This is a genomic window from Nonomuraea sp. NPDC051298, from assembly GCF_055586305.1.
The window spans coordinates 93,483-116,045 of the sequence record NZ_JBVJIM010000024.1 but is presented as its reverse complement, the minus strand read 5'-3'; the positions used below and the strand labels follow the sequence as shown (position 1 = coordinate 116,045).

At 70.7% G+C, this 22,563-nt stretch carries 19 protein-coding genes; 5 read left to right on the top strand and 14 right to left on the bottom strand.

Annotation, left to right across the window (positions count from 1 at the left end; all coding sequences use genetic code 11):
* Nucleotides 1-38: 38 nt before the first annotated feature.
* Entirely contained in the window at nucleotides 39-377 is a 339-nt protein-coding gene (locus ACZ6S0_RS42605; protein ID WP_465925034.1) for a YciI family protein, read from the top strand.
* Complete coding sequence (locus tag ACZ6S0_RS42600; protein WP_465925033.1) at nucleotides 374-1,588, top strand: RNA polymerase sigma factor; 1,215 nt, start codon at nucleotides 374-376, stop codon at nucleotides 1,586-1,588. The genes ACZ6S0_RS42605 and ACZ6S0_RS42600 overlap by 4 nt, the downstream gene beginning before the upstream one ends.
* A gap of 110 nt (nucleotides 1,589-1,698) precedes the next feature.
* On the opposite strand, the gene ACZ6S0_RS42595 is transcribed toward ACZ6S0_RS42600, so the two are convergent.
* The 8 genes from ACZ6S0_RS42595 to ACZ6S0_RS42560 form a co-directional block, all read right to left on the bottom strand.
* Complete coding sequence (locus ACZ6S0_RS42595) at nucleotides 1,699-2,550, bottom strand: hypothetical protein (RefSeq protein WP_465925032.1); 852 nt, start codon at nucleotides 2,548-2,550, stop codon at nucleotides 1,699-1,701.
* Between the two features lie 46 nt (nucleotides 2,551-2,596).
* Nucleotides 2,597-2,977 (bottom strand): peptidase inhibitor family I36 protein, encoded by a 381-nt coding sequence (locus tag ACZ6S0_RS42590; protein WP_465925031.1) that lies wholly within the window; start codon nucleotides 2,975-2,977, stop codon nucleotides 2,597-2,599.
* Nucleotides 2,978-3,177: 200 nt separating this feature from the next.
* Nucleotides 3,178-4,002, bottom strand: coding sequence for a hypothetical protein (locus ACZ6S0_RS42585; RefSeq protein ID WP_465925030.1), 825 nt, complete (start codon nucleotides 4,000-4,002; stop codon nucleotides 3,178-3,180).
* Between the two features lie 100 nt (nucleotides 4,003-4,102).
* Nucleotides 4,103-4,483, bottom strand: a complete 381-nt coding sequence (locus ACZ6S0_RS42580) for a cupin domain-containing protein (RefSeq protein WP_465925029.1) — start codon at nucleotides 4,481-4,483, stop codon at nucleotides 4,103-4,105.
* The gene (locus ACZ6S0_RS42575; RefSeq protein ID WP_465925028.1) at nucleotides 4,480-5,622 is read right to left on the bottom strand and encodes a CaiB/BaiF CoA transferase family protein; all 1,143 of its coding nucleotides are present in this window, start codon (nucleotides 5,620-5,622) and stop codon (nucleotides 4,480-4,482) included. Before ACZ6S0_RS42575 ends, ACZ6S0_RS42580 begins: the two co-directional genes overlap by 4 nt.
* 146 nt (nucleotides 5,623-5,768) lie before the next feature.
* A complete protein-coding gene (locus ACZ6S0_RS42570) occupies nucleotides 5,769-6,572 on the bottom strand; it encodes an IclR family transcriptional regulator (protein ID WP_465925027.1) in 804 nt (267 codons plus the stop codon).
* 105 nt (nucleotides 6,573-6,677) lie between these two features.
* Entirely contained in the window at nucleotides 6,678-7,523 is an 846-nt protein-coding gene (locus ACZ6S0_RS42565) for an HpcH/HpaI aldolase/citrate lyase family protein (protein ID WP_465925026.1), read from the bottom strand.
* Nucleotides 7,520-8,008, bottom strand: coding sequence for a MaoC family dehydratase (locus ACZ6S0_RS42560; protein ID WP_465925025.1), 489 nt, complete (start codon nucleotides 8,006-8,008; stop codon nucleotides 7,520-7,522). Before ACZ6S0_RS42560 ends, ACZ6S0_RS42565 begins: the two co-directional genes overlap by 4 nt.
* Nucleotides 8,009-8,170: 162 nt before the next feature.
* On the opposite strand from ACZ6S0_RS42560, the gene ACZ6S0_RS42555 reads away from it, so the two are divergent.
* A complete protein-coding gene (locus ACZ6S0_RS42555; protein ID WP_465925024.1) occupies nucleotides 8,171-9,832 on the top strand; it encodes a CocE/NonD family hydrolase in 1,662 nt (553 codons plus the stop codon).
* A 53-nt stretch (nucleotides 9,833-9,885) separates the two neighbouring features.
* Here ACZ6S0_RS42555 and ACZ6S0_RS42550 read toward each other — a convergent pair whose 3' ends face one another.
* Genes ACZ6S0_RS42550 through ACZ6S0_RS42540 form a run of 3 tightly spaced genes read right to left on the bottom strand, consistent with a single transcriptional unit; the run spans nucleotide 9,886 to nucleotide 13,161 of the window.
* Nucleotides 9,886-11,625 carry a dihydroxy-acid dehydratase gene (locus ACZ6S0_RS42550; protein WP_465925023.1) on the bottom strand — a complete coding sequence of 580 codons (1,740 nt, stop codon included), beginning with the start codon at nucleotides 11,623-11,625 and terminating at the stop codon, nucleotides 9,886-9,888.
* Between the two features lie 21 nt (nucleotides 11,626-11,646).
* The gene (locus tag ACZ6S0_RS42545) at nucleotides 11,647-12,405 is read right to left on the bottom strand and encodes an SDR family NAD(P)-dependent oxidoreductase (RefSeq protein ID WP_465925022.1); all 759 of its coding nucleotides are present in this window, start codon (nucleotides 12,403-12,405) and stop codon (nucleotides 11,647-11,649) included.
* Nucleotides 12,406-12,414: 9 nt separating this feature from the next.
* Nucleotides 12,415-13,161 (bottom strand): IclR family transcriptional regulator, encoded by a 747-nt coding sequence (locus ACZ6S0_RS42540; protein WP_465925021.1) that lies wholly within the window; start codon nucleotides 13,159-13,161, stop codon nucleotides 12,415-12,417.
* Nucleotides 13,162-13,231: 70 nt separating this feature from the next.
* Between ACZ6S0_RS42540 and ACZ6S0_RS42535 the strand changes: the two genes are divergently transcribed.
* Together ACZ6S0_RS42535 and ACZ6S0_RS42530 are read left to right on the top strand one after the other, a co-directional pair.
* Nucleotides 13,232-13,888 (top strand): RraA family protein, encoded by a 657-nt coding sequence (locus ACZ6S0_RS42535; protein ID WP_465925020.1) that lies wholly within the window; start codon nucleotides 13,232-13,234, stop codon nucleotides 13,886-13,888.
* The gene (locus ACZ6S0_RS42530; RefSeq protein WP_465925019.1) at nucleotides 13,885-15,402 is read left to right on the top strand and encodes an alpha-amylase family glycosyl hydrolase; all 1,518 of its coding nucleotides are present in this window, start codon (nucleotides 13,885-13,887) and stop codon (nucleotides 15,400-15,402) included. The genes ACZ6S0_RS42535 and ACZ6S0_RS42530 overlap by 4 nt, the downstream gene beginning before the upstream one ends.
* Nucleotides 15,403-15,593: 191 nt before the next feature.
* Here ACZ6S0_RS42530 and ACZ6S0_RS42525 read toward each other — a convergent pair whose 3' ends face one another.
* The 3 genes from ACZ6S0_RS42525 to ACZ6S0_RS42515 all read right to left on the bottom strand — a co-directional run bounded on the left by ACZ6S0_RS42525 (nucleotide 15,594) and on the right by ACZ6S0_RS42515 (nucleotide 22,371).
* Nucleotides 15,594-17,228, bottom strand: a complete 1,635-nt coding sequence (locus ACZ6S0_RS42525) for an OmpL47-type beta-barrel domain-containing protein (protein ID WP_465925018.1) — start codon at nucleotides 17,226-17,228, stop codon at nucleotides 15,594-15,596.
* A gap of 83 nt (nucleotides 17,229-17,311) precedes the next feature.
* On the bottom strand, nucleotides 17,312-21,232 hold the full coding sequence (locus ACZ6S0_RS42520) for a ThuA domain-containing protein (protein WP_465925017.1): 3,921 nt from the start codon (nucleotides 21,230-21,232) through the stop codon (nucleotides 17,312-17,314).
* Nucleotides 21,233-21,459: 227 nt separating this feature from the next.
* Nucleotides 21,460-22,371, bottom strand: a complete 912-nt coding sequence (locus tag ACZ6S0_RS42515) for a multicopper oxidase domain-containing protein (RefSeq protein WP_465925016.1) — start codon at nucleotides 22,369-22,371, stop codon at nucleotides 21,460-21,462.
* Nucleotides 22,372-22,563: the final 192 nt, after the last annotated feature.

The window sequence follows — 22,563 nt, the reverse complement described above, 5'->3', positions numbered from 1 at the left end:
AGCGGAGACCGGCAGGCGACCAGGGGCAGGAGAGACATGTGAAGTACGTGCTGATGTTCATCGAGACCGAGCGGTTCGCCCAGCAGTTGGAGGCGATGGGCGAGCTGGAGCAGCGGGCCGCCTATGAGGCGGTGGGCCGGTGGTTCACCGAGAACGCCGGCAAGATCACTCATCACACGCATCTGGCGCCGGTGCACACCGCCACCACGGTGCGTCTGGATCAGGGCGAGCCCGTCGTGACGGACGGGCCGTTCGTCGAGGGCAAGGAGGTGGTCAGCGGGTTCGCCGAGGTCGAGGTGGCCGATCTGGACGAGGCGCTGAAGCTGGCCCGTTCCTGGCCGGCCTGCCCGATCGTGGAGATCCGCCCCGCCTCATGAGCGAGCCGGTCCCCGAGGGGGCGAGCCGGCAGGTGCTGGCCCGCGTGGTGCGCGAGCACGCGGGCCGCCTGGCGGCGTCCCTGGTGTCGCTGCTGGGCGACTTCTCCGCTGCCGAGGACTTGGTGCAGGACGCGGTGGAGGTCGCGCTGCGGCGCTGGCCGGCGGAGGGGGTGCCGGAGCGGCCGGACGCGTGGTTGTTCACCGTGGCGCGGCGGCGCGGCCTGGACGTGCTGCGCCGGGAGTCGAACTACCGGGCCAAGCTCGCCCGGTTGCGCTGGCCGGAGTCGCAGGCGCGGGACGACCGGCTGCGGCTGATCTTCACCTGCTGCCACCCGGCACTGTCGCGGGCCGCGCAGGTCGCGTTGACGTTGCGGGTGGTGTGCGGGCTGAGCACGGCGCAGATCGCCGCGGCGTTCGTCGTCGCCGAGGCCACGGTCGCTCAGCGCATCACCCGCGCCAAGCGGAAGATCGGCGAGGCCGGCATCCCGTACGGCCTTCCCGCCGCGGAGGACCTGCCGGAGCGGCTCGGCGCCGTCCTGGCGGTCATCTACCTGCTGTTCAACGAGGGCTACTTGTCCAGCACGGCCGAGCGGGCCCAGGCGCGCGACCTGGTGGAGGAGGCCGAGTGGCTGGCCGCGCTGCTGGCCGGCCTGATGCCCAAGGAGCCGGAGGCGGCTGGGCTGCTGGCGCTGATCCGGCTGCACCAGGCACGCGGCGCCGCCCGTTTCGACGCGCGGGGACGGCTGGTGCTACTGGCCGACCAGGACCGCGGCCTGTGGGATCGGCAGGCCATCGAGCAGGCCACTGCGCTGCTCACGCGGGCCGCCCGCGCCCACCGGCGGCCGGGGCCGTACCAGTTGCAGGCGGCGATCGTGGCCTGTCACGCCGAGGCCGGGACCTTCGCCGAGACGGACTGGGCGCAGATCCTGGTGCTGTACGACATGCTGCTGCACCTGACCCCCTCACCGGTCACGCGGCTGCACCGGGCCATCGCCCTGCGGCACGTCAACGGCCCTGACGCGGCCCTGGCCGAGCTGGAGGACCTGGGCGAGGTGCTGGCGCGCTACCCGCTCCTGCACGCCACCCGGGCCGAACTGCTGCGCGGGCTGGGCCGCCGTGAAGAGGCGCGCCGGGCCGACGAGCGGGCGCTGGAGCTGACCGCCAACCCGGCCCAGCAGGCGCTGCTGGAGCAACGCCTGGCCTGGGACTGACGTCGCGCCTGGCATCACCACGGTCGTGCGGTGCCGGGCTGGTCCTGTCCTCCGATGGGAGTGCCATGCGCGGCCGAGATGAGCGCGCCGGGCCGGATCACCCTGCGGGCTCAGCCCTGCTCCGCGAGAATCCGGCGGGCGGCCGCGAGCTGCTGGTCCTTGGCCGCCCCCAGCGCCCGGAACGCGGCGGGGTGCGCGCGGACGGCGTCGTCCTGGATGCGTTCCTCTGCGCCGGACCAGACGGAGACGAGGCCGGTCTTCACCTTGCACCGCACATCCGCCTGTGCCGTGCGGATCTCCTCCTGCGTGGGAGGGCCATCGTTCAGCCACCGTTGATCGGTGACCGCGGCGAGCGGGTCGGAATAGCGCAGTTCCTCGGCCCGCATGCAGCCACTCCAGGACCGGAAGACCTCGAGCACCTCCGGGTCGCGCCGGGACTGCTCGAACGTCTGCGTGATGAGCTTGTTGAACAGCGCCGTGTCGACCGGAGGCGCCCCCTGCTCGACATGGCTTCGCGCCTGCCGCAGGCAGCCATCCGTCTCGCCGTGCACGGCCTGCCGTTCCGCCGCCGACAGGCCCTTCGTACGCTTCTCACGTGCCTCGGCACGCCGGGCCACGGAAGGGCGGTCCGGAGCGACATGGTAGCCGTACAGCCGGGCTATCTCCGGTTCGACGACACCGTAGCGGCGGCGGTTGGGCGGCTCCAGGTCGTCCGCCGCGCCCGGCGGCACCACCTCCCACTCCATGCCCCGCTTCCGCATGCAGTCGCGGACCAGGAGATCCTCGGCGGCCTCAAGGATCATGATGTCCGCCGTGGAGAAGTTGTACCTGTCGAAGGGGAGGGACAGCTCGCGTGCCTCCACCCCCGGCGCCGGCACCGGGGGGTTCGTTCCCGCCGTCGTCGAGCAGGCCGTCACCACGGTCAGCAGGGCCGCGACCGCTCCCCACAGCCGAACAGGCACGTCGGTTCCTCCGTTCCGCCTGGGTGGAGCCGAGCCCCAGGAGGCGCTACGGGTTGACGCGCTTGACGGAGCTCGTCAGGTTGTCGAAGCCGTTGTTCGTCAGGTCGCTGTCCGTCGACCTCGGGGCCGCCGCGTATCCGTAGGAGCCGGCGCAGTTGGCGCTGTTGTAGAACTGGATCCTCCCGGCCGAGGGGTTCCTCATGGAGCTGGCCTTGTTGTTCAGGGCGCCCGCATTGGCGCACCCGTTGGAGGTGAAGAGGAACTCCTGTTCGGCGCCTGCGTAGTTGTCGTCCTCGTACAGGCAGAAGCTGCCGAGACAGGAGCTGGCGAGCTGCTCGGCGTTGGCCTGGACGGGCAGGCCGATGCCGAGTAACCCGGTCACGGCCAACGCCACGACGCCGGCCTTGCGGATGGTCTGTCGCCTCATGTCCACCTCATCCTGAGAAGATCTTGGTCGCGCCCATAGCATAGCGATGCGCGCTGGTCGATTTCGCGTATTCGGTCCATTTGCTGACACGGTTCACCAAATACACCAGACTGCCCTTAGTTACGCTTTGCTGTCCTCGGCGAGGAGGCCGCACGGGGGACGGCCTCCCGCGCTGGTCCGAGCGTCCTACGAGGCCGTGATCAGCGCTTGGGCGCCGGGGGGAGCTGCAGTGCGGCCTTCTCCGGATCGAGCTTGGTGGTCACCGCGCTCGCGGCCGGAGCCTTGACCGACACCTTGGCGCCCCACTTGGTGTAGCGCATCTCCATCGCGGTCTTGCTCACGCCGGTCTTCTTGTTCTCCAGCCGCGTGGTCAGCTTGACCGGCAGGCCCGAGGAGCCGACGACGAGCGTCCAGTTCACCTTCACACCGGAGTCGAGCTTCCACCACATGGTGGCGCGGGACCAGTCCGAGGACTTCAGCAGGTCCGTGACGCTCATCGACCCCTTGTACGTCGACCCGCTCCGCTTGGAGCGTGCCAGCAGCACCTTCAGCGTGCTCGGGTCGGCCGCGTTCACGAAGCCGCCGAAGAGGGCGGTCATGCCGCTCGTCCAACCCGGCGACTGCTTGTACCACGTCTTGCCCTCGGGCAGGCCCGCGCTTATCGGGCCGCCGCTGACGTAGGACGTCCGGTCGATGCGGATCGTGCGCTCCGGCTTGCCCATGGCGGTGGCCAAGGCGCTGGGGTCCTCGCCGCCGCCGAAGTCGTCGGCCGGCTTCTCGTCGTCGTCGGTGGCTAACTTGCCGGTGATGTCGGAGGCCGCGATGCCCTTCTTGCCGAACCGCAGGCGGCCGGTCTGGGTGAAGGGCGCGGACTCGCCGTGCATGCGGAACGAGAACGACACGCCCTTGCCCGCTACGAGCTGCGCCCGCAGCGCCGCGAGCGGGTCCTTGGGAGCAGCCACGGCGGGCGTGGCGGTCATGAGGAAGGTGGCGCCGACGGCGGCGCCCAGGATCGCTTGCTTCATGAGCCGTGATCATCCTGGATCCAGATCACGAATCAGGAACGCCTGAGACCCCCTGACGAGGCGCCAACTCGCGAACGGTCGGAGTCGGGTGCGCTGTCCGTCATCCTCGCGGCTCCACCGGATGAGTGTCGTCCTCGCGCAGCGCGGGCAGGTAGGTGATGAGCAGTTCGAGTGGCACGTCGCCCAGCACTTCCACGGTGTGCGGGATCGTCCGCGGCAGGAAGGCCGTGTCGTTGGCGTCGAGTGTTTCGTCGGCCGTGCCCACGCGCACCCGGCAGCGCCCGGCGATCACGAAGATCATCTGATCGCTGTGTTCGTGGTGGTGCGGGTCCGCGCCACCACCGGGTTCGAGTGTGCCGCGCACCACCAGGAGGTCGCCGACGCCGTCGGCCGGACCGAGGATCCGCCGGTTCGTCGTGCGCGAGTGATGCGGGGGCGAGTACGGCGTCAGGGCCGCGTAGCGGCGGATCACTGTGGTCATGGCCGTTCTTCCTTCCAGGTCGCGGCGTCGTTCTCACCCAGGCGGGGCGCGGGCCGCGGCGTGGCCACAGGCGTGAGCGAGAAGTCCACCGGGAAGCGGACGCTCAGGTACTGCCCTTCGGAGGGATGGGTCCGGCGCCGCAGGACCCGGCGTTCGGTGAGATAGGGGGAATCCTCGAGATGGTCCAGGTCGAACACCTCCTGCACCGGGATCTCGTGCCGCCCGCACAGCTCGACCCACTCGCCCACGCTGTGTCGGGGGACGAGGGACGCCAGCAGCTCCTGCAGTTCGGCCATGTGGTCGTGGCGCGCGCCGTTCGTCGCGAACCTTTCATCCTGGATCAGCTCTTCCCGCCCGACGAGCGCGAAGAAGTCTCGCCAGTTGCGGTCGGAGTAGGGCATCACGCAGATCCAGCCGTCCTTCGCCCGGTGCGGACGACGTCCGGGAACCAGCGTGCGGTTCCAGCCCAGTGGCGCCCGCGGCGGCACGAAGGTGTGCCCTGCCAGGTGTTCGACGAGATTGAACGAGACCATGGTGTCCACCATCGGAACGTCGACCCACTGGCCCTCACCGGTCCTTTCCCGATGCAACAGCGCGGCCAGCAGGGAGTAGACCATCGTGAGCCCGCAGACCTTGTCCGCGATCACGTACGGGGCGAACCTCGGCTCTCCGTCCGCGCGTCGGTAGATGTCGCACAGACCTGAGGCTGCCTGGACGATGTCGTCGTAGGCGGGCGCGTCGCGCAGCGTGGAGTTCGAACCGAATGCCTGGGCCGTGCACAGCACGATGGAGGCATTGAGCCGGCGTACCTGCGGGTAGGTCACGCCGAGTCGTTCCCGCGACGCGGGACGCAGGTTCGTGACCACCGCGTCGCAGCCTCGGATCAGCTCGCGCAGTCGCTCGCGCCCTTCCGGGGTCTTGAGGTCGAAGGTGACGCTGGACTTGTTGCGGTGCAGGGTGAGTGTGAGGGCGCTCATCCCGGCGTGGCGGGACGGGCCGAGCCTGCGTCCGACGTCGCCGTCCGTCGTCTCCAGCTTGATCACCTCGGCGCCGAGGTCGCCGAGCAGCGAGGTCGCGTAGGGCCCCATGATCACTGACGTGATGTCGAGGATTCGCAGCCCCGTGAGCGGTCCGGCCATGTTTGTCCTCTCGTCGCGAGGCCAGGAATGGGCCGCGGGCCCGAACGCGAGCGCGCCAGTCGGGAGCGGACATCCAGCTTATAAGCGTTCAATTGAACGCTCTAAGCGTACATCTCGGAAGAGTGTCCGGCCAGAGCTCCGTGGGGTCACGCCTTGGCGTCGGCCGCGAGCGCTCCGCCCGGGTCGCCGAGGCGGCGTGCCAGATGCCGGGCGGCGCGGACGGTCAGCGCGGCGAGTTCCGTGCGCGGGACTTCCTCGAATCGCTGGCGCGGGGCGACGACGGCGACGCTGCTGGTGACCTCGCCGAGCTGTACGGGGGCGGCGACGGCCGCGGCGGCGAGGTTGACCTCGTCGAAGCTGAACGCGTAGCCGTCGCGCCTGATATCGGCCAGGCGAGCCTCGAGGTCCTCGGGGCTCGTGGTGGTCGTCGCGGTCAGGGCGGCCAGCCCGGCGTCGTAGAGGGCGCGGCGTTCGTCCTCGGGGCGGAAGGCGAGGATCGCCAGCGCGCTGGCTCCCGCGTGGGCGGGCATCCAGGAGAAGAGCCGCGGGACGAAGCGTACGGAGTGGCGGGACTCGGCGGCGGCGACGAACATCCGCGTCCTGCGGGCGGGGTCGTAGACTGTGAGCAGTGCGGTCTCGCCGGTCTCGTCGCGCAGCGTCTCGAGGATGTCGGCGGCGGCGCGGAAGGGCTGCTTGCGCTGGGCCAGGGCGGCGATCCGGTGAAACTCCCAGCCCAGTTCCCACTGCCCGGGGCCGGCCAAGGCGACGAGGCTGGTCTCGTACGCCCCCTCCAGGGTGCGCTGGAGGGAACTGGGCGGGGTGCCGAGCCTGCGGGCGAGTTCGCGCATGCCTATCGAGGACTCGTCCATCTCGGCCAGGGCCGCGAGCACCCTCGCCAATGCGCCCATGGGGTTGCGTTCGCGCTTGCTGGTCGGCTGCTGCTCGCCCACGTCGTCTCGACTCCCTCGTTCGGCTCCACGCTCGTGCTCGGCCCGTTCACGCCCTGGCCGGGTGCCGTTCGCCGCGGCACACGGCCAGGGTATTGGTCCGGTTGTTCACACCCGTGCGGGCGAGGGCGTGGCGCGGGCGAGGATGTGGCGGGCCCGGCGCAGGACCGGATCGTCGACCATCTGCCCGTGGAACGCGAACGCGCCGCCTTCCGTCCCTTGGCGCTCGGCCGCCTCGAGTACGGCCCGAGCCCATTCAAGTTGCCCGGCGGTGGGCTGGAAGGCGGCTCGGACCAGGGGTGGCTGGCGGGGGTGGATGCAGCCCTTGCCGGCGAATCCGCAGGCCGCGGCGTCGGCGGCCTCCTCGGTCAGGCCCGCCTCGTCACCGATGTCGAGTACGACCGCATCGAGGGCGGGCTTCCCGGCCGCGGCGGCGGCCAGCAGCACGTGCGCACGCGCGTGCAGGGCGAAGCCGCGGTAGCCGCCGTCCTCGCGTCTGCTCGAGGTCCCGCCGATCGCCGCCACGAGGTCCTCGGCGCCCCACATCAGTGCGGCGCAGTTGTCGGCGGACGCGATCGCGCCCGCGTTGAGGACGCCCCGGGGTGTTTCGCACAGTGCGACGACCTGCCTCCCGGGCAACGCGGTGAGCTGATCCGGGTGCTCGGCCTTGGCCAGCATCACTGCCCGCAGTGGCAGGCGGGAGAGCAGGTCGAGGTCCGCGTCGTGATCGTCGGTGCCGACGGGGTTGACGCGGAGCACGGTCGAGCGCGGGTCGAGGTCGTCGGCGGCTTCGAGGACGCACTCGCGTGCCCGCGGGCGGCGTGAACGCGGCACTCCGTCTTCGAGGTCGATGATGACCACGTCCGCGGCGGCCGCCGCCTTCGCGTAGCGCTCGAGACGATCCGCCGGGCAGAACAGCCAGGCCGGGCCGTTGGCGAACAGGTCGGCCGTCACGGACGCCCCTGAGGGCGCAGCCGGACCAGGGTCACCCGCACCGCTTCGGCCACCACCTGATCGTGCTGGTTGGTTCCGGTATGCGCGAAGCGCACCACCCCCTCGCCCGGCCGGGACCGGGAGGGGCGCTTGTGGAGCATGCGCGTCTGGGCGTAGAGGGTGTCGCCGTGGATGAGCGGATGGGGGAAGTCCACCCGCTCGAAGCCCAGGTTGGCGCTGACGGTGCCCTCGGTCAACTGGGCGACCGAGAGCCCGACGAGCGTGGCGAGCGTGAGCATGCTGTTGACCAGCCGCTGCCCGAAGGGCTGGGCGGCGCTCCATGCCGCGTCCAGGTGCAGGGACTGGGTGTTCATCGTCAAGGTCGTGAACAGGACGTTGTCGGCCTCGGTGAGGGTGCGCCCTGGCCGGTGGACGTACACGCACTCCAGGTCGAGTTCCTCGAACCACAGCCCTCTCTGCTCGATCCGCCGGACGGTCGATTCCATCAACCCCTCCTCTTTTGAACGTCAATAGCGTTCAAAAGTACCCCTATAAGGGACACTCTGTTACAGTTGGGGAAACGATCACCCCGACCGCGCCATAGGCCGGGAAGCCGCGCTGGGGCTGGTGGGCAGGGGTGGCGACCCGATCTGCGACGGGAGCCCGAAGTGTCACCCAACAAGGGGCTTGTCACCGAGTCCGATCTGCACGCCGCCGCGCTCGGCGCCGGCCCGCTCGGGCCCCACGCGGTCGTGCGAGAGAGTGCCGAGATTCCCTCCGGCGACGGCGTCGCCCTGGGTGTCGCCCTGGGCGCCGACCTGTACCACCCCGCTGACCGGCCCAGCGGTCCTGTCCTGCTGATGCGCACCGCGTACGGCCGCGGACTGTTCGGTGCCCAGGGCATCTACTTCGCCTCGCACGGATACCACTGCGTCATCGGGGACACCCGCGGCACCTCCTCCTACTTCCACGAGAAGGCCGACGGTTCGGCAGCCGCCTCCTGGATCGCACAGCAGCCCTGGTACGCGGGCGCCCTCGGGCTGTTCGGCGCCAGCTACATGGGCTTCACCGCCTACGCCACCGCGGCGGGCCACCCCGAAGGACTGCGGGCGATGGTTGTGAGCGTCTACAGCGCGGACCGGGTCTCCGCGTGGTACCCCGGCGGAACCTTCGGCCTCGACATCGCACTGCCCTGGGCCGGTACGCAGGCCACCCGGCCAACCGATCCGCAGGCCGCCGCGGGTGCGCTGGCCGCGATGTCCGGCGATGTCGGGGCGGACCCGGCGTTCCTCACTCTGCCGCTCTCGGCCGCCGACGAAGCCTTCGCCGGCCGGCGACTCCCGTTCTACCAAGAGCGGCTGCGCTACGAGGGCGACGACCCGCATTGGGCGCCGCTCGACCACAGCCACCTGCTCACGGACGGCACGCTGCCCCCGACCCTGCTCATCGACGGCTGGTACGACTACCACCGCCCCTACCTGTGGGCAGACTTCCTGCGCCTGCACGCCGGCCGCACCGGCGACCGCATCGTGACCGGCCCGTGGAGCCACCAGACCGACCCGATCCGCACCAGCCTCGAGACCCGCGACTGGTTCGACCGGCACATGCGGGACGAGGCCGGCCCGGCGCGCGAGGCCCCGGCACCGATCGCCATCCACGTCAACCCGGGCTCCGGGTGGCGCGAACTGCCGACCTGGCCCGCCCCCGGAACCACCGTCCAGCACTGGTATCTGGCGGCCGACGGCGCCCTGCGGCGGATCGAGCCGAACGGAGCGGCCACGGGTTCCGCGGACCACTACACCTACGACCCTGCCGACCCGACCCCCGCCGTCGCCCTCGCGAGCTTCGCCCCCGTCGAGATCCTGGCCGACACCGACAACCGCGCCCTTGAGTCGCGCGAAGACGTCCTCGTCTACACCGGGGACGAACTCGATTCACCGTTGACCCTCCTGGGCGAGGTCACCGCAGACCTCTGGGTCAACTCCTCGATCCCGCACACCGACTTCTACGCACGGATCACCGACGTCCAACCCGACGGCCGCTCACTGGCCATCGCCCACACCATCCTGCGGCTCAAGACGGATGCGCTCACCGCGTCCGGCTCCGCCCTCCACCTCGTCCTGAACCTGGGACCCGTCGCCCACCGGCTCGAGCGAGGGCACCGGCTGCGTCTACAGATCGCCAGCGGGGCTCACCCCTTCTACGCTCGCAACCTCGGCACCGGTGAGCCCCTGGCCACCGGCACCGCCATGACCAAGGCCCACCAGACCATCCACTACGCGAACCCCGAACATCCATCCAGGATCACCATACGGGTGGAACACCGATGACAGTCCTGAGCCTGGACGCACCCGGGCCGGGGATCTCTTGCCCGGAAATCGGGTTACCAGCCGCCGTGCCATCCGCTCAGCAGGCCCGTTGGCAGCGGGGTGGTGCCGGCGTCGGTTTCCGGCTCGTGGAAGGCGAAATCGCAGCCCTGATCGGCCTGCAGCACATGCCCGGTGTAGAGGCGGGCCCAGCCGGACGAGCCGGTGAACGTCCGGGGTGGAGAGTCGAGGAGCCTGTGCCTGATCTCACTGTCGTCCACGTCCAGGTGCAGACGCCGCCCGGGGACGTCGAGGTCGATGAGGTCGCCGTCGCGGACGGCCGCCAGGGGGCCGCCCACGGCGGACTCGGGGGCGACATGGAGGACGACGGTCCCGTACGCCGTTCCGCTCATCCGGGCGTCCGAGACGCGCACCATGTCGGTGACGCCCTCGCGCAGCAGCTTCGCCGGAATCGGGAGCTGCCCCCATTCCGGCATGCCCGGCCCGCCCACGGGACCCGCGTTCCGGAGGACGAGCACCGAATCGGCGGTCACCGGCAGCGCGGGATCGTCGACGCGCGCGGCCAGGTCGGAGACGCTGTCGAACACGATCGCAGGCCCGCGATGACGAAGCAGCCGGCCGGAGGAGGCCGCCGCCTTGATGACCGCGCCGTCGGGCGCCAGGTTGCCGCGCAGCACCGCCAGGCCGCCGGGAGCGCCGAACGGTTCGTCGAGTGTGCCGATCACACGGCGGTCGGGCGCGACGGGCGCGCGAATCTGCTCCCGCATCGTGTGTCCCGTCACGGTGAGAACGTCGGTGTGCAGCAGCGGCTCCAGCTCGCGCAGCAGGGCCGGGACGCCGCCGGCGCGGAAGAAGTCCTCGAACAGGTGCTCTCCCGCGGGCCGGACGTTGACGAGCAACGGCGTACGCGCCGCGGCGGCGTCGAGGTCGTCGAGCGAGAACGGCGCCCCGCTGCGCCTGGCCAGCGCGAGCAGGTGGACGATCGCGTTGGTCGATCCGCCGATCGCGGCCAGCACGGTGGCCGCGTTGAGCAAGGCGGCGCGAGTGACGATCTGGCGCGGGCGCGGTCCGGAGCGCGCGAGGAACACGGCCCGGGTGCCCGCGTTCTCCGCGGTGGCGTAGCGCCGCGCGTCCCCGGCGGGGATGGCCGCCGAGCCGGGCAGCGCGACTCCGAGGGTTTCCGCGAGCACGGCCATGGTGGACGCGGTGCCCATCTCGGTGCAGTGCCCGACTCCGGGCATGGCCGCCTGCTCCAGTTCGGCGAACTCCGACTCGCTCATCTGCCCGGCGCGCAGCCGGTCGGTGTAGCGCCACAGATCGGTGCCGACGCCGAGCCGCCGTCCTTGGAAGACGGCGGGTGCGGCGGGGCCGCCGGGCACCATCACGGCGGGTACGTTGGCCGAGGCGGCGCCCATGAGCTGCGCCGGGATGGTCTTGTCGCAGCCGCCCAGGAGCACGACCGCGTCGAAGGGATAGGAGCGCAGGCTTTCCTCGACGTCGATGGCCATCAGGTTGCGGTACAGCATCGCGGTGGGCTTCATGAGGTTCTCGCCCAGGGAGATCGTCGGGAACTCCAGCGGCAGGCCGCCCGCCTGGAGCACGCCACGCCGTACGGCGTCGGCGAGCCCGCGGAAGTGCGCGTTGCAGCTTACGAGCTCCGACCAGGAGTTGGCGATGCCGACGATCGGCCGGCCGGACAGTGCGGCCTGGGACAGCCCCGTGGCGCGCAGTGAGGCCCGGTGCAGAAAGCCCGGAAGGTCCTCGCCGGCGAACCAGGCGGCACTTCGCAACGACACGTGATCGGCTCCTTTCGGGGTTCAGTAGATCCGGGCCAGCAGGCCGCCGTCGACCACGAGGTCGGTGCCGGTGACGTAGGCGGCGTCGTCGGAGGCCAGGAAGAGCGCCGCGGCTGCCACGTCCTCCGGTGAGGCGAAGCGACGCAGCGGGTAGCGCTCGGCGAGCCGCGCGCGGGCGGCGTCGGGGTCGGGCTGAAAGGCGAAGAAGTCGTCGAGCAACTCGGTCTGCACATCGCCGGGGCAGATGGTGTTGACGCGGATGCCCTCAGGCCCGTGGGCGGCGGCCAGCGCCCGGGTCATGGACCGCAACCCACCTTTCATCGCGCCGTAGGCAGGCATGTCCGGGTCGCCCACGATGCCGAGCAGGGACGCGGTGATGACGATCGAGCCGCCGCCCCTTTCCCGCAACGCCGGCAGAGCGGCCCGTACGCCGAGGTAGACGCCGCGGAGGTTGACAGAGTGCAGGTGGTCCCACTGCTCGGGGCCGGTGTCCTCGATCCGGCCCATGATCTGCACCGCCGCGTTGGCGTGCAGGATGTCGAGTCCGCCGAAGCGGCGGACGGTCTGTTCGACCATTCGCGCGTTGTCGCCGGGGGACGCCACGTCCGCGGCGATGGCGAACGCGTTGGCGCCGATCCGCCGCGCGAGATCCTCCACCGCCTCGGCGCGTCGGTCCACGCAGGCCACCGAGGCGCCTTCGGCGGCGAACCTGGCCGCGGTCGCCGCTCCGATGCCGCCGGCCGCGCCGGTGACGATCGCTACTTTTCCTGCCAGACGCAATGGTCCTCCTCACTCGTTGGTCTTGATCCACGTCGACAGACGCGCGCAGGCCGCGCGGACCGCTTCGCCGACCTGTGGCCACTGCGTTCTGGGCAGGCGGGCCGCCACCGCCGACACCGAGATCGCGCCGATCGGCCGATCGGCGCGGCCGAGTACGGCGGCGGCCAGGCAGATGCCCCCGAGCTCGGACTCCTCTTCGTCCAGTGCGTAGCCACGGGCGCGCGCCTCGTCGAGAGCGGGGCGCAGCTCCGCCAGCGTCGTGCAGGTGGACGGGGTCGGCCGCGCGTACGGCTCCTGCCCGAGCAGCGCGCCCCACTCCCGTTCCGGCAACGCGGCCAGGATGGCCTTGCCGATCGCGGTGGCGTGTGGGGGCACCCGTTCGCCCAGCGTCGTGGTCAGCCGGATGGCGTGCACGGCGTCCACGGTGTCGGCCCACACGATGCGCCCGCGCCGCAGCACCGCGAGGTTGATCGTCTCACCGGTGAGCCCGGACAGCTCGGCCAGCACCGGCGCGGCCAGGGGAATCAGCGAGCCGGAGTCCGAGCGTGCCATCAGATCGTTCAGCGCCGGGCCGAGCCGGTACTCGTGCGTTTGCGTCACGTGCCGGACGTAACCGCGCTCCTGCAGCACCGCAAGCAGTCGGTGCACGGTGGCGCGGGAGGCGCCGAGCCGCTTGGCCAGCCCGGCCAGCGTCGTCTCGCGGCCCTCGGCCAGGAGCTCCAAGGCGTCGAGGGCGCGCTCCAAAGAGCCGGACACCTTACTTCTGTCTCATATAGTGCAACAGGTTTGTTTGCATATATGAGATTAAAGCAGGCACACTCCCCGTATGTCACATCCCTCCCTCCGTCATCTGTTCCCGACCGTCTCGAGCGCGCTCGCGGCCGACGCACTCGACCATCTCGGCCTGAGAAACCAGTGCCTGCCCCCGGAGGTCGTCCCCCTCGCGCCGTCGCACACGCTGCTCGGCCCGGCCTTCTGCCTGCGCGCCGAGCCGGCCCGCGAGACCCGGCCCGCCGTGCCCTACCAAGGGCTGCTGCGCGCGATGGACCACGTCCAAGCGGGCGAGATCGTTGTCTTCGCCACCGGCAGGTCCGACGCGGCGGGCGTATGGGGGGAACTGATCACCACCGCCTGCCACGCGCGCCGCGTCGCCGGAGCCCTCACCGACGGCCTGGTACGGGACGCGGCAACGCTGGCGGGCGGGAGCTTCCCGATCTTCAGCCGGGGGACGGTGCCCTACGACAGCAAGGGCCGGCTCGACGTGGTCGAACACGGCGAGCCCGTCACGCTGGGCGGCGTGCCGATCCGGCCGGGCGACGTACTGGTCGGCGACCTGGACGGGGTCGCTGTCGTACCGGCCGAAGCCATGGTCCGCGTCGCCGAGCTGGTCGCGGGCAAGCGCGCGACCGAGGCATCCTTCCGCGCCGCGGTGGCCGAGAGCGGCTCGCTCACCGACGCCTTCCAGCGGTACGGCGTCCTGTGACGGCGACCACCTGGTGGAAGCACGGCGCGATCTACCACATCTACCCCCGCTCGTTCGCCGACAGCGACGGCGACGGCGTGGGCGACCTGCCGGGCATCACCGCGCACCTGGACTACCTGTCCTGGCTCGGGGCCGAGGCGATCTGGCTGTCGCCGTTCTACCGCTCGCCCCAACGCGACTTCGGATACGACATCACCGACCACACCGACGTCGACCCGCTTTTCGGCACCCTCGCCGACTTCGACCGGCTGCTGGCCGAAGCACACCGACGCGGGCTGCGCGTGATCCTCGACTTCGTGCCCAACCACACCTCCATCGACCACCCGTGGTTCGCCGCGTCCCGCACGTCCGCGGACGACCCCAAGCGCGACTGGTACATCTGGCGTGACCCGGCAGGCGGCGGGCCACCCAACAACTGGCGCGCGGTCACCGGCGGGCCGGCCTGGACCCTCGACCCGCGGACCGGGCAGTACTACCTGCACTCGTTCCTGCCCGAGCAGCCTGACCTGAACTGGCGCCACCCTGACGTGCGACGAGCGATGCATCGGGTGATGCGGTTCTGGCTGGATCGAGGCGTCGACGGCTTCCGCATCGACATGGTGGACTACCTGCTCAAAGACGAACACTTCAGGGACGAGCCACTCGACGGGCACGGTGCCTACCAGCCCGCGCTGGCCCGCTACCAGCTCAACCAGCCCGGCACCCTGGAACTGCTCAGGGAACTGCGCGACCTCACGGACGGCTATCCCGGGCGGGTGCTGATCGGCGAGGTGGAGTACCGGCTCCCTCTTCCCCGGCTGGCCGGCTACTACGGCAACGACGACATGCTGCACCTGCCGATCAACTTCTGGCTGCTGTTCACTCCCTGGCGGGCGCGCGACCTCCAAACCTTCGTCACCGCCTACGACGGCGCGCTGCCCGGGCACGCGTGGCCCAACTGGGTGCTGGGCAGCCATGACCTCTCCCGCATGGCCACCCGGCTCGGCCGCGACCAGATACGGGTCGCGCTGATGCTGCTGTTCACCCTGCGCGGCACACCGGTGCTCTACTACGGCGACGAACTCGGCATGACCGACGTGCCGATCCCCCCGCACCAGGCACGCGACCCCTGGGAGGGACGAGATCCGGCCCGCACCCCGATGCCCTGGACCGCAGGGCCCAACGCCGGATTCAGCCCGCCGGAGGCTCGGCCGTGGCTGCCGCTGGGCGATCCGTCCGTCAACGTCGCCGCCCAGAGGGCCGACCCCGGCTCGCTCCTCAACCTCACCCGCGCCCTGCTCGCGCAACGCCGCGGACACGCCGCGCTGAGGGACGGGTCATACCAGCCCGTGCCCGCCCCCGAAGGTGTGCTCGCCTACCGGCGCGTCCATCCCGACGAAGAACTGCTGATCACGCTCAACCTCACCGGCTCGGCCCTCGACCTCCGGATCCCCGGAGAACCGCTGCTGTCCACCCACCCGGGAACAAGCGGATTGATGCTCCCGCACGAGGGACGCATCACCAGCTCCACCTGATCGAGTCTCTGCCGCGAAGCCCACCGCGGGACTGCGGCGCATTCGGGCGAGCATTCATTCTCGGCGTCCGTCTCACCGGACAAGGCTGCCAGGTCCTCTCGGCGCAGCCCCAGGGCGGGGGAACGCCCTGGGGAGCCTCGCCGGCGAACTCGCCTCTCGGGGCGGCCGTCACCCCTGCCCGGCGGCGGGCGCTACTCGCCGCCGGCTTTCACGATCATGAACTTGGCCGTGCCCACCGCCATGTTCCCCGCCTTGTCGGTGGCCCGGTACGCCAGGGTGTGCGCGCCGGGCTGGTTGACCGACAGCGGCTGCGTGTACGCCGCGAACGGCTGGCCGTCGAGCGAGTACTCCACGGTGTCCAGCCCGGAGCCGACGTCGCTCGCCGTCAGCTTCACCGTCGCCGAGCCGACGTAGTTCCAGGCCCAGTCCTGGGTGCCGGTGAGCGCGGCCGACACCTGCGGCAGCGTGGTGTCGTCCTCCGGAGCCACCACGGTGAACCTCAGCGTCGCCACCGGAGAGGTGTTCCCGGCCTTGTCGGTGGCCCGGTACGACAGGGTGTGCGCGCCCGCCTGGTTGACCGACACGGGGGACGGGTACTCGGTGTAGGGCCCGCCGTCGAGCGAGTACTCCACCGTGGCGACCCCCGACTCGGTGTCGCTCACCGAGATCATCACGGTCGCCGAGCCGACGTAGTTGCCCGCCGAGTCCTGCTGGCCCGACAACTGCGCCGAGACCTGCGGGGGAGTGGTGTCCTCCTCCTGCGAGGCCGCCACCGTGAACGCCACCGAGTCCACGGGCGAGGTGTTGCCCGCCTTGTCGGTGGCCCGGAAGGTCACCGTGTGCGCGCCGGGCTGGTTGACCGACAGCGGCTGCGTGTACGCCGCGAACGGCTGGCCGTCGAGCGAGTACTCGACCGTGTCGACCCCGGAGCCGGCGTCGCTCGCCGTGACCGTCACCGTCGCCGCGCCCACGTAGTTGCCGTCCGCGTCCTGGTCACCTGTCACCACCCCGCTGACCTCGGGCGGAGTGGTGTCCTCCTCCTGCGGAGCCACCACCGTGAACGCCACCGAGCCCACCGGCGAGGTGTTGCCCGCCTTGTCGGTGGCCCGGAACCGCACCGTGTGCGCCCCCACCTGGTTGACCGACACCGGGGCCGAGTAGGCCGCGAACTCCCCGCCGTCGAGCGCGTACTCCACGGTGTCGACCCCGGACTCGGTGTCGCTCGCCGTGACCGTCACCGTCGCCGCGCCCACGTAGTTGCCGTCCGCGTCCTGGTCGCCCGCCACCTGCGCGGAGACCTGCGGCGCGGTCGTGTCCTCGCCCCCGCCTTCGGTGACGACGAGTTCGCCGGTCATCTGGCCGTGACCGGGGATCACGCAGTAGAAGCGGTACTTGCCGGGGGTGAGGTTCACCTGGGCGACGTGCCGGCCGCCGTCGGCGTCGAAGGGGCTGGCGATGATGTTGAGGCTGACGTCGTGGTTGTAGCCGGGGGTGGAGGTGTCGAACGTCAGCGTGTGCGTCATGCCGGTGGTGTTGCCGGTGGCCGCGCTGTTCTCGAAGACGATGGTGGCGGGCCCCGCCGTCGCCGATTCCGGCGCCGACTTGTACGCGGTCATGCTGTCGTCGGCGGTCCAGGTGAGCACCTGGTCCGCCGCCTGCGCTGCGGTGAGCTGCGTACGGGGCTGCGCGGTGGCCTGGACCGCCGACAGGAAGAGCGCGGGAAGCGCGACGGCGAGCAGCACCACGGCGAGGCGCGGCGCCGTCACCGCTCCGGACGCCCGCCGTAAGGCTCTGATCACGAGGGAGGGGAGAGATCCGGCATGCATGTGTCGATGCACCTTTCCGAGCTGGGGTGGAGTGCCGGGCGCGGGGAAGGCTCCCCGGCCCGGCACCCGGCCGGCGTACCGTCCTAGAGTTCGCGCACGCGGATGTTGCGGAAGTCGATCACGTCGTTGTTGCCGTGGTTCTGCAGCCCGACGAACCCGCTGATGAACTGGCGCAGGTCCGTGGGCGGGTCACCGGCGCGGGACGACGCCTTGCCCGGCGTGTTGTCGAACTCGCTGATCACCGTGCCGTTGCGGATGATCGTGTAGTGCTGGCCGACCACCCGGACCTCGTAGTCGTTCCACTGGCCCTTCGGGGTCGCCCCGGCCCGGTTCAGGCCGTTGGGCGAGAAGTTGTAGACGGAGCCCGTCTTCTGCGGCTCGCCCGTGTCGCCGTCGTAGATCTGGATCTCGTGGCCGCAGAAGATCGCGACCCACGCGGGTGACGTGCGCGCCGCGCCGACCGTGCCGCAGCTTCCCGCGGGACGCTGCTCCAGCGGGGTCCTCGGGTCCGGGAACCGGACGAAGACGCCGCTGTTGGCGCGGTGCGGGTCGGGCGAGCTGTCACGGAACTGCAGCCGGACCGAGAAGTCCGCGTACGCCTTGTCGGAGTACCACAGCATGCCCAGACCGCCGGAGCTGCGGATCGTGCCGTCCGGCTGGAGGGCGAACCGCCCGGACGGGGCCTGGCTCCAGCCCAGCAGCGACGACGCCGTGCCGTCGAACACGGGCTGGTACCCGTTCACCCTCCCGACCTCCGACTTCGCGCCGGCGGTGCGCAGCGCCTCCGCCTCCTGGGCGGTGACGACGCCGTCCTTGAGCAACTGCCGCACGACCGTGTCGAGGTGCTGGACGAACTGGTTGCGGTTCTTCCAGTCGCGCTCGTCGTCGATCAGGTCGTTGATCGTGCAGCCGCCGCCGGCCGCCTTGTTGCGCACGCCGGTGAAGGCGTCGAGCAGTTGCACCGTCGGCCGGGCGTCGGGCGCGGCACAGCCGACCGTGACAGGGATCTTCCCGGTGGCCTGCTCGCCGTCGGCGTAGGTGACCTTGAGCGTCGCCTCGTAGGCGCCGAAGCCGGCGTAGGTGTGCGTCGGGGCGGCCTCCTTCGACGGCGCGCTGCCGTCGCCGAAGTCCCACTCCCACGCCACGCCGCCGGCCTTGGCGCTGGAGAACGTCATCGTCCTGGGATCGGCGTTCTGCCGGGCGGGACGCCCCACGGCGGCGTCCGGGTCCGGCGTCGCCGGGCCGCCCTTGTAGGTGACGCGGACCAGCTTCTGGTTCGCGTGCAGGCTGAAGAAGCCGCTGCCGTAGTCGAGCAGGTAGAGCGCGCCGTCGGGGCCGAACTTCGCGTCCATCCACGACTGGAGCTGGTTGGCGCCGCCGCCGCCCGGGATGATGTTCCGCAGGTCCTCGGCGAACGCCGGCCGGCCCGCGTCCCGGGCGGTCTCCGGGTTCACGGTCACGGCGATGCGGTTGTTGCCGTTGGACTGGTCACCGATGAACCACTTGTTGTCCCAGTACTCCGGCCACGCGACCCCGCTGTCGGTGTCGGTCTGGGAGCGGTGGTAGGTCGGGCCCGACATGACCGCCTGGCCGCCGCCCTTGAGGTAGGGCATGGTGAAGGTCTCCTCGCCCTGCTTGTACGTCGGGAGACCGCTGCCGTCCTGCCGCTTCGGGTAGACCGGGCCGCCGCCCTGCGGCGAGTACCAGATCATGTTGTCGCGCGCCGGAGGGATGTCGACGAGGCCGGTGTTGCGCGGCGAGGTGTTCTTCAGGTTGTCGCAGTCGTACCACTCGGCGGGCTGGGTGGCGTCGCTGTTGCCGCGGTCGCGGTAGGGCTGCCTGTCGCCCATGCAGTACGGCCAGCCCTGGTTGCCGGCGGAGGTGAGAACTGTCACGGTCTCGTACTTCGCCGGTCCCCACGTCTCGCTCGGGCCGCCGGCGTCCGGACCGACCCAGCCGGCCGTGATCCAGTCGTTCTCCTTGTCCCACTGCAGCCGCGCGATGTTGCGGACGCCCATCACCCAGATCTCCGCGCGGGTCTTGCCGCCGCCCTCCTCCTCGCCGGTGAACAGGTTGCCCTTGGGGATCGTGTAGGTGCCGTCGGGCTCGGGGTGGATGCGGAGGATCTTGCCGTTGAGGTCGTTGGTGTTGCCGGAGGTACGGCGGGCGTCCTGGAAGGAGGTGCCCTTGTAGTCCTGGGTCCAGTTGTTCCCGGAGTAGCCGCCGGATCCGCCGGAGGAGTTGCTGTCACCGGTGCCGATGTAGAGGTTGCCGTCCTCGTCGAAGGTCATGCCTCCGCCCGCGTGACAGCAGCTGTGGATCTGGGTGTCCCACTGCAGGAGGTCCTTGCGGCTGCTCTGGTCGATCGTCTGGGTCCGCGAGTCGTAGTCGAACCGGGAGACCGTCCGCTTGCCGATGCGCCTGTCCCGGTCGATCGACGCGTGCGGCATCCAGTACGCGTAGATCCAGCCGTTCTCCGCGAAGTCCGGGTCGAGGGTGATGCCGACCAGGCCCTCCTCGTTCTTGACCAGCTCGTCGCCGCTGCCGCGGTTGCCCATGACGGGCAGCGTGGTCAGCAGCTTGACCTGCTTGGTCCGCGGGTCCCACTGGTGGATGGTGCCGCAGCCGAGGCCCACCTTCGGGTCGTTCCAGTCGGGGATCGGGCCGGTGGCGCAGGCCGCCTTGCCGATGTAGAACACCTTGCCGTTCGGCGCGATGGTCAGGCCGTGCGGCTCGCCGATCTGGTCGAGCTGACCCTGCGCGTTCGGCGTGGTCAGCCGTTCCGTGGCGTAGTTGGCCGCGATGGTCGCCTGGCAGTCGCCCCGGACGATGCCGGTCGCCCACCGGATGGCGCCGGCGAGGTGCGTGCGGAACTGCTTGTCGCTGGTGTAGCTCGCCGCGGTGCCGCCCATGCCGGTGTAGAAGGACCGGCCGCCGTCGTAGTCACGGCACCAGGAGACCGGGTGGAACGGGCCGTTGCCGTTCATGCTCGGGTTGTAGGTCCACTCCTCGACCTGCGCGATCGTGTGGACCTTGCCCACCGGATTGGGGTTCCAGCTCAGCCACTTGTCGGTCCGCGACAGGGTGAGCGGAAGTCCCTCGTTCGCCGGATGGTCGCGGTCGAGGATGTCGACGACGGCCTTCTGCTCCTTCGGCACGGGAGGAGGCGCGGAGTCCGGCCCGAACAGCCGCAGCTCGGCGAGCTGGGTCAGGGGCTCACCGCTGTTCGCGGTGACGTTGAGCCGGTAGTACTGGTACGCCGTGGTGTTCTCGAACTTGTATTCCTTGGTCTGGAACCGCTGGGGGAAGGTCTCCCCGCTGCGCTTGTCGAGATCCGTCCAGGTCGTCCCGTTCTGTGAGCCCTGGAGGGTCCAGTCCTTCGGGTCCCGGCCGGGGGAGTCGTTGGCCGACGTCAGCGCGTAGTGCGCCACCGCGACGGGCTTGTCCAGCTTGCCCTGCACCCACGCGGTCGGCGTCCTGGCCAGCCACTTGGTGTCGTTGTCCCCGTCGAAGACCTTGTCCTTGGTCTCGTTCGGCGGGTTCTCCGCGCTCGCCGCGGACTCCGTCACCTTCTCCGCGATGGGGAGGGCGCCGACGGGACGGGTGCCGATCAGTTCGGTGAACCAGGCCGAGTCCACCTGCGCGCGGGCGGCGTCGCGGACGCCGACGAACCCGCCGCCGCCCCTGATGTACGCCTGGAAGGCGGCGAGCTGCGATTCGTCCAGGCTCACGCCGTTGGCGGACAGGAACACCACGCCACGGAACCGCGCCAGGTTGTCGGCGGTGAAGACCGCCGGATCCTGGGCCTCCTCGACGGAGAACCCGTTCTTCTTGCTCAGTTCCCTGATCGCCGTCGCGGCCGCGCGCACCGGGTCGTCCTGCTGCGCGGCCTGACCGCTGAAGACCAGCACGTTGACGGCGGGCTTCTTGGCGGCCGGGGCGGCGGCCTGTGCCTGTGCCTGTGCCTGGGCCGGTACGGCGGCTGGGGGCGCCAGTCCGAGCACCAGGACGGCAATCGAGATCGTGATCAGTACGCGTCGCCAGGCGGGTGGTCGGGACGGTAAATGGCCTGTTCGACCCATCATTGCTCCTTGGGATCGAGGGTGGTTCGGGACCATTCGCGGACGAGTTCGGGGGTCGGCCGCGGTCCGGGGTGTCGACGTCTGCGTGGGGCCGTGTTCGTACGGCATGGGGCGACCGGATCCGGTCGCGGAGGGCGTCGGCGCGGCCGTCAGTGGCCCGAGTGGCCGCCGCCCGAGTGGCCGCCGCCCGGTTGACCCGGCACGTTCCCGTCCGCGTCCGTCACCGTGAAGATGCCGGCCATCCCCATGTCGGAGTGGCTCTGGACGTGGCAGTGGTACATCCACGCCCCCGGGCCGACGCGCTCGCCCGCGATCACCTGGAAGCCGAACGACTCGGCGGGCCCGGTGATCCTGGTGTCGATGATCCGGCTCTGGTCCTCGAGGCTCTCCAGCAGGCCGGTGCGGTTATCGGCCCAGCGATGCCCGTGGATGTGGAACGTGTGGTAAAGCTCGCCGTGGGTGATCACGATCCATTCCACCCGCTCGCCGACCTTGGCGACGAACTCCGGCGCGCCGTGCGCGGGGCGATTGTTGATCGTCATGTCGTTGAAGACGACGGTGAACGTCTTGTCCGGCTTGACGTCCTTCTTCCGCCGGACCACCAGCGGGCCGTACAGCCCCTTCCGGATGCCGCCCGTGCCGTGATCGGTCCCCACCACGTGGTCGTGGTAGTGCCAGTAGCCCGCGCTGCCGGGCTCGATGCCGGCGCCGCCCCCGCGCCTGCCCTGCACGTGGGTGCGCCAGATGTAGGTGCGCCGGCCCCCTGGCTCGACCACGCTGTCGTTCAGTCTCGTACCGTCGCTGGCCACGTCGTAGTCCACCCCGTGGACGTGCAGGCTCGCCGTCACGTCCAGGTTGTTGACCATCTCGATCTCCAGCGTGTCGCCCTCGACCATCTCGATGAGCGGCCCGGGAATCGTGGCCTTGCCGGGCTCCAGGCCGTAGCCCAGTTGGCCGTCCTCCAGCCGCTCGGCGTACAGGGTGATGCGGCGGACCGCGCCCACGGTCGTGCCGGACGTACCGGCCTGGGGCGACGCGGCGCTCTGATTCGCTGTGACCAATGGTGCCAACGCGGCAGCCGCCGCGGATGTGGTGAAGGCACGCCGGGAGAGCAGGCTTTTCGCCGTGCCGCTGCCTACCTCGGTCATGGTTCCCCAATCGGTGACGCTTGCGTGAGGGTGACTTGCGAGTGCTCGGGACACTGCGTTCGCGCGCGACGTGGGTCTTGGCCTGGACCGGTCGCGTCATGATCG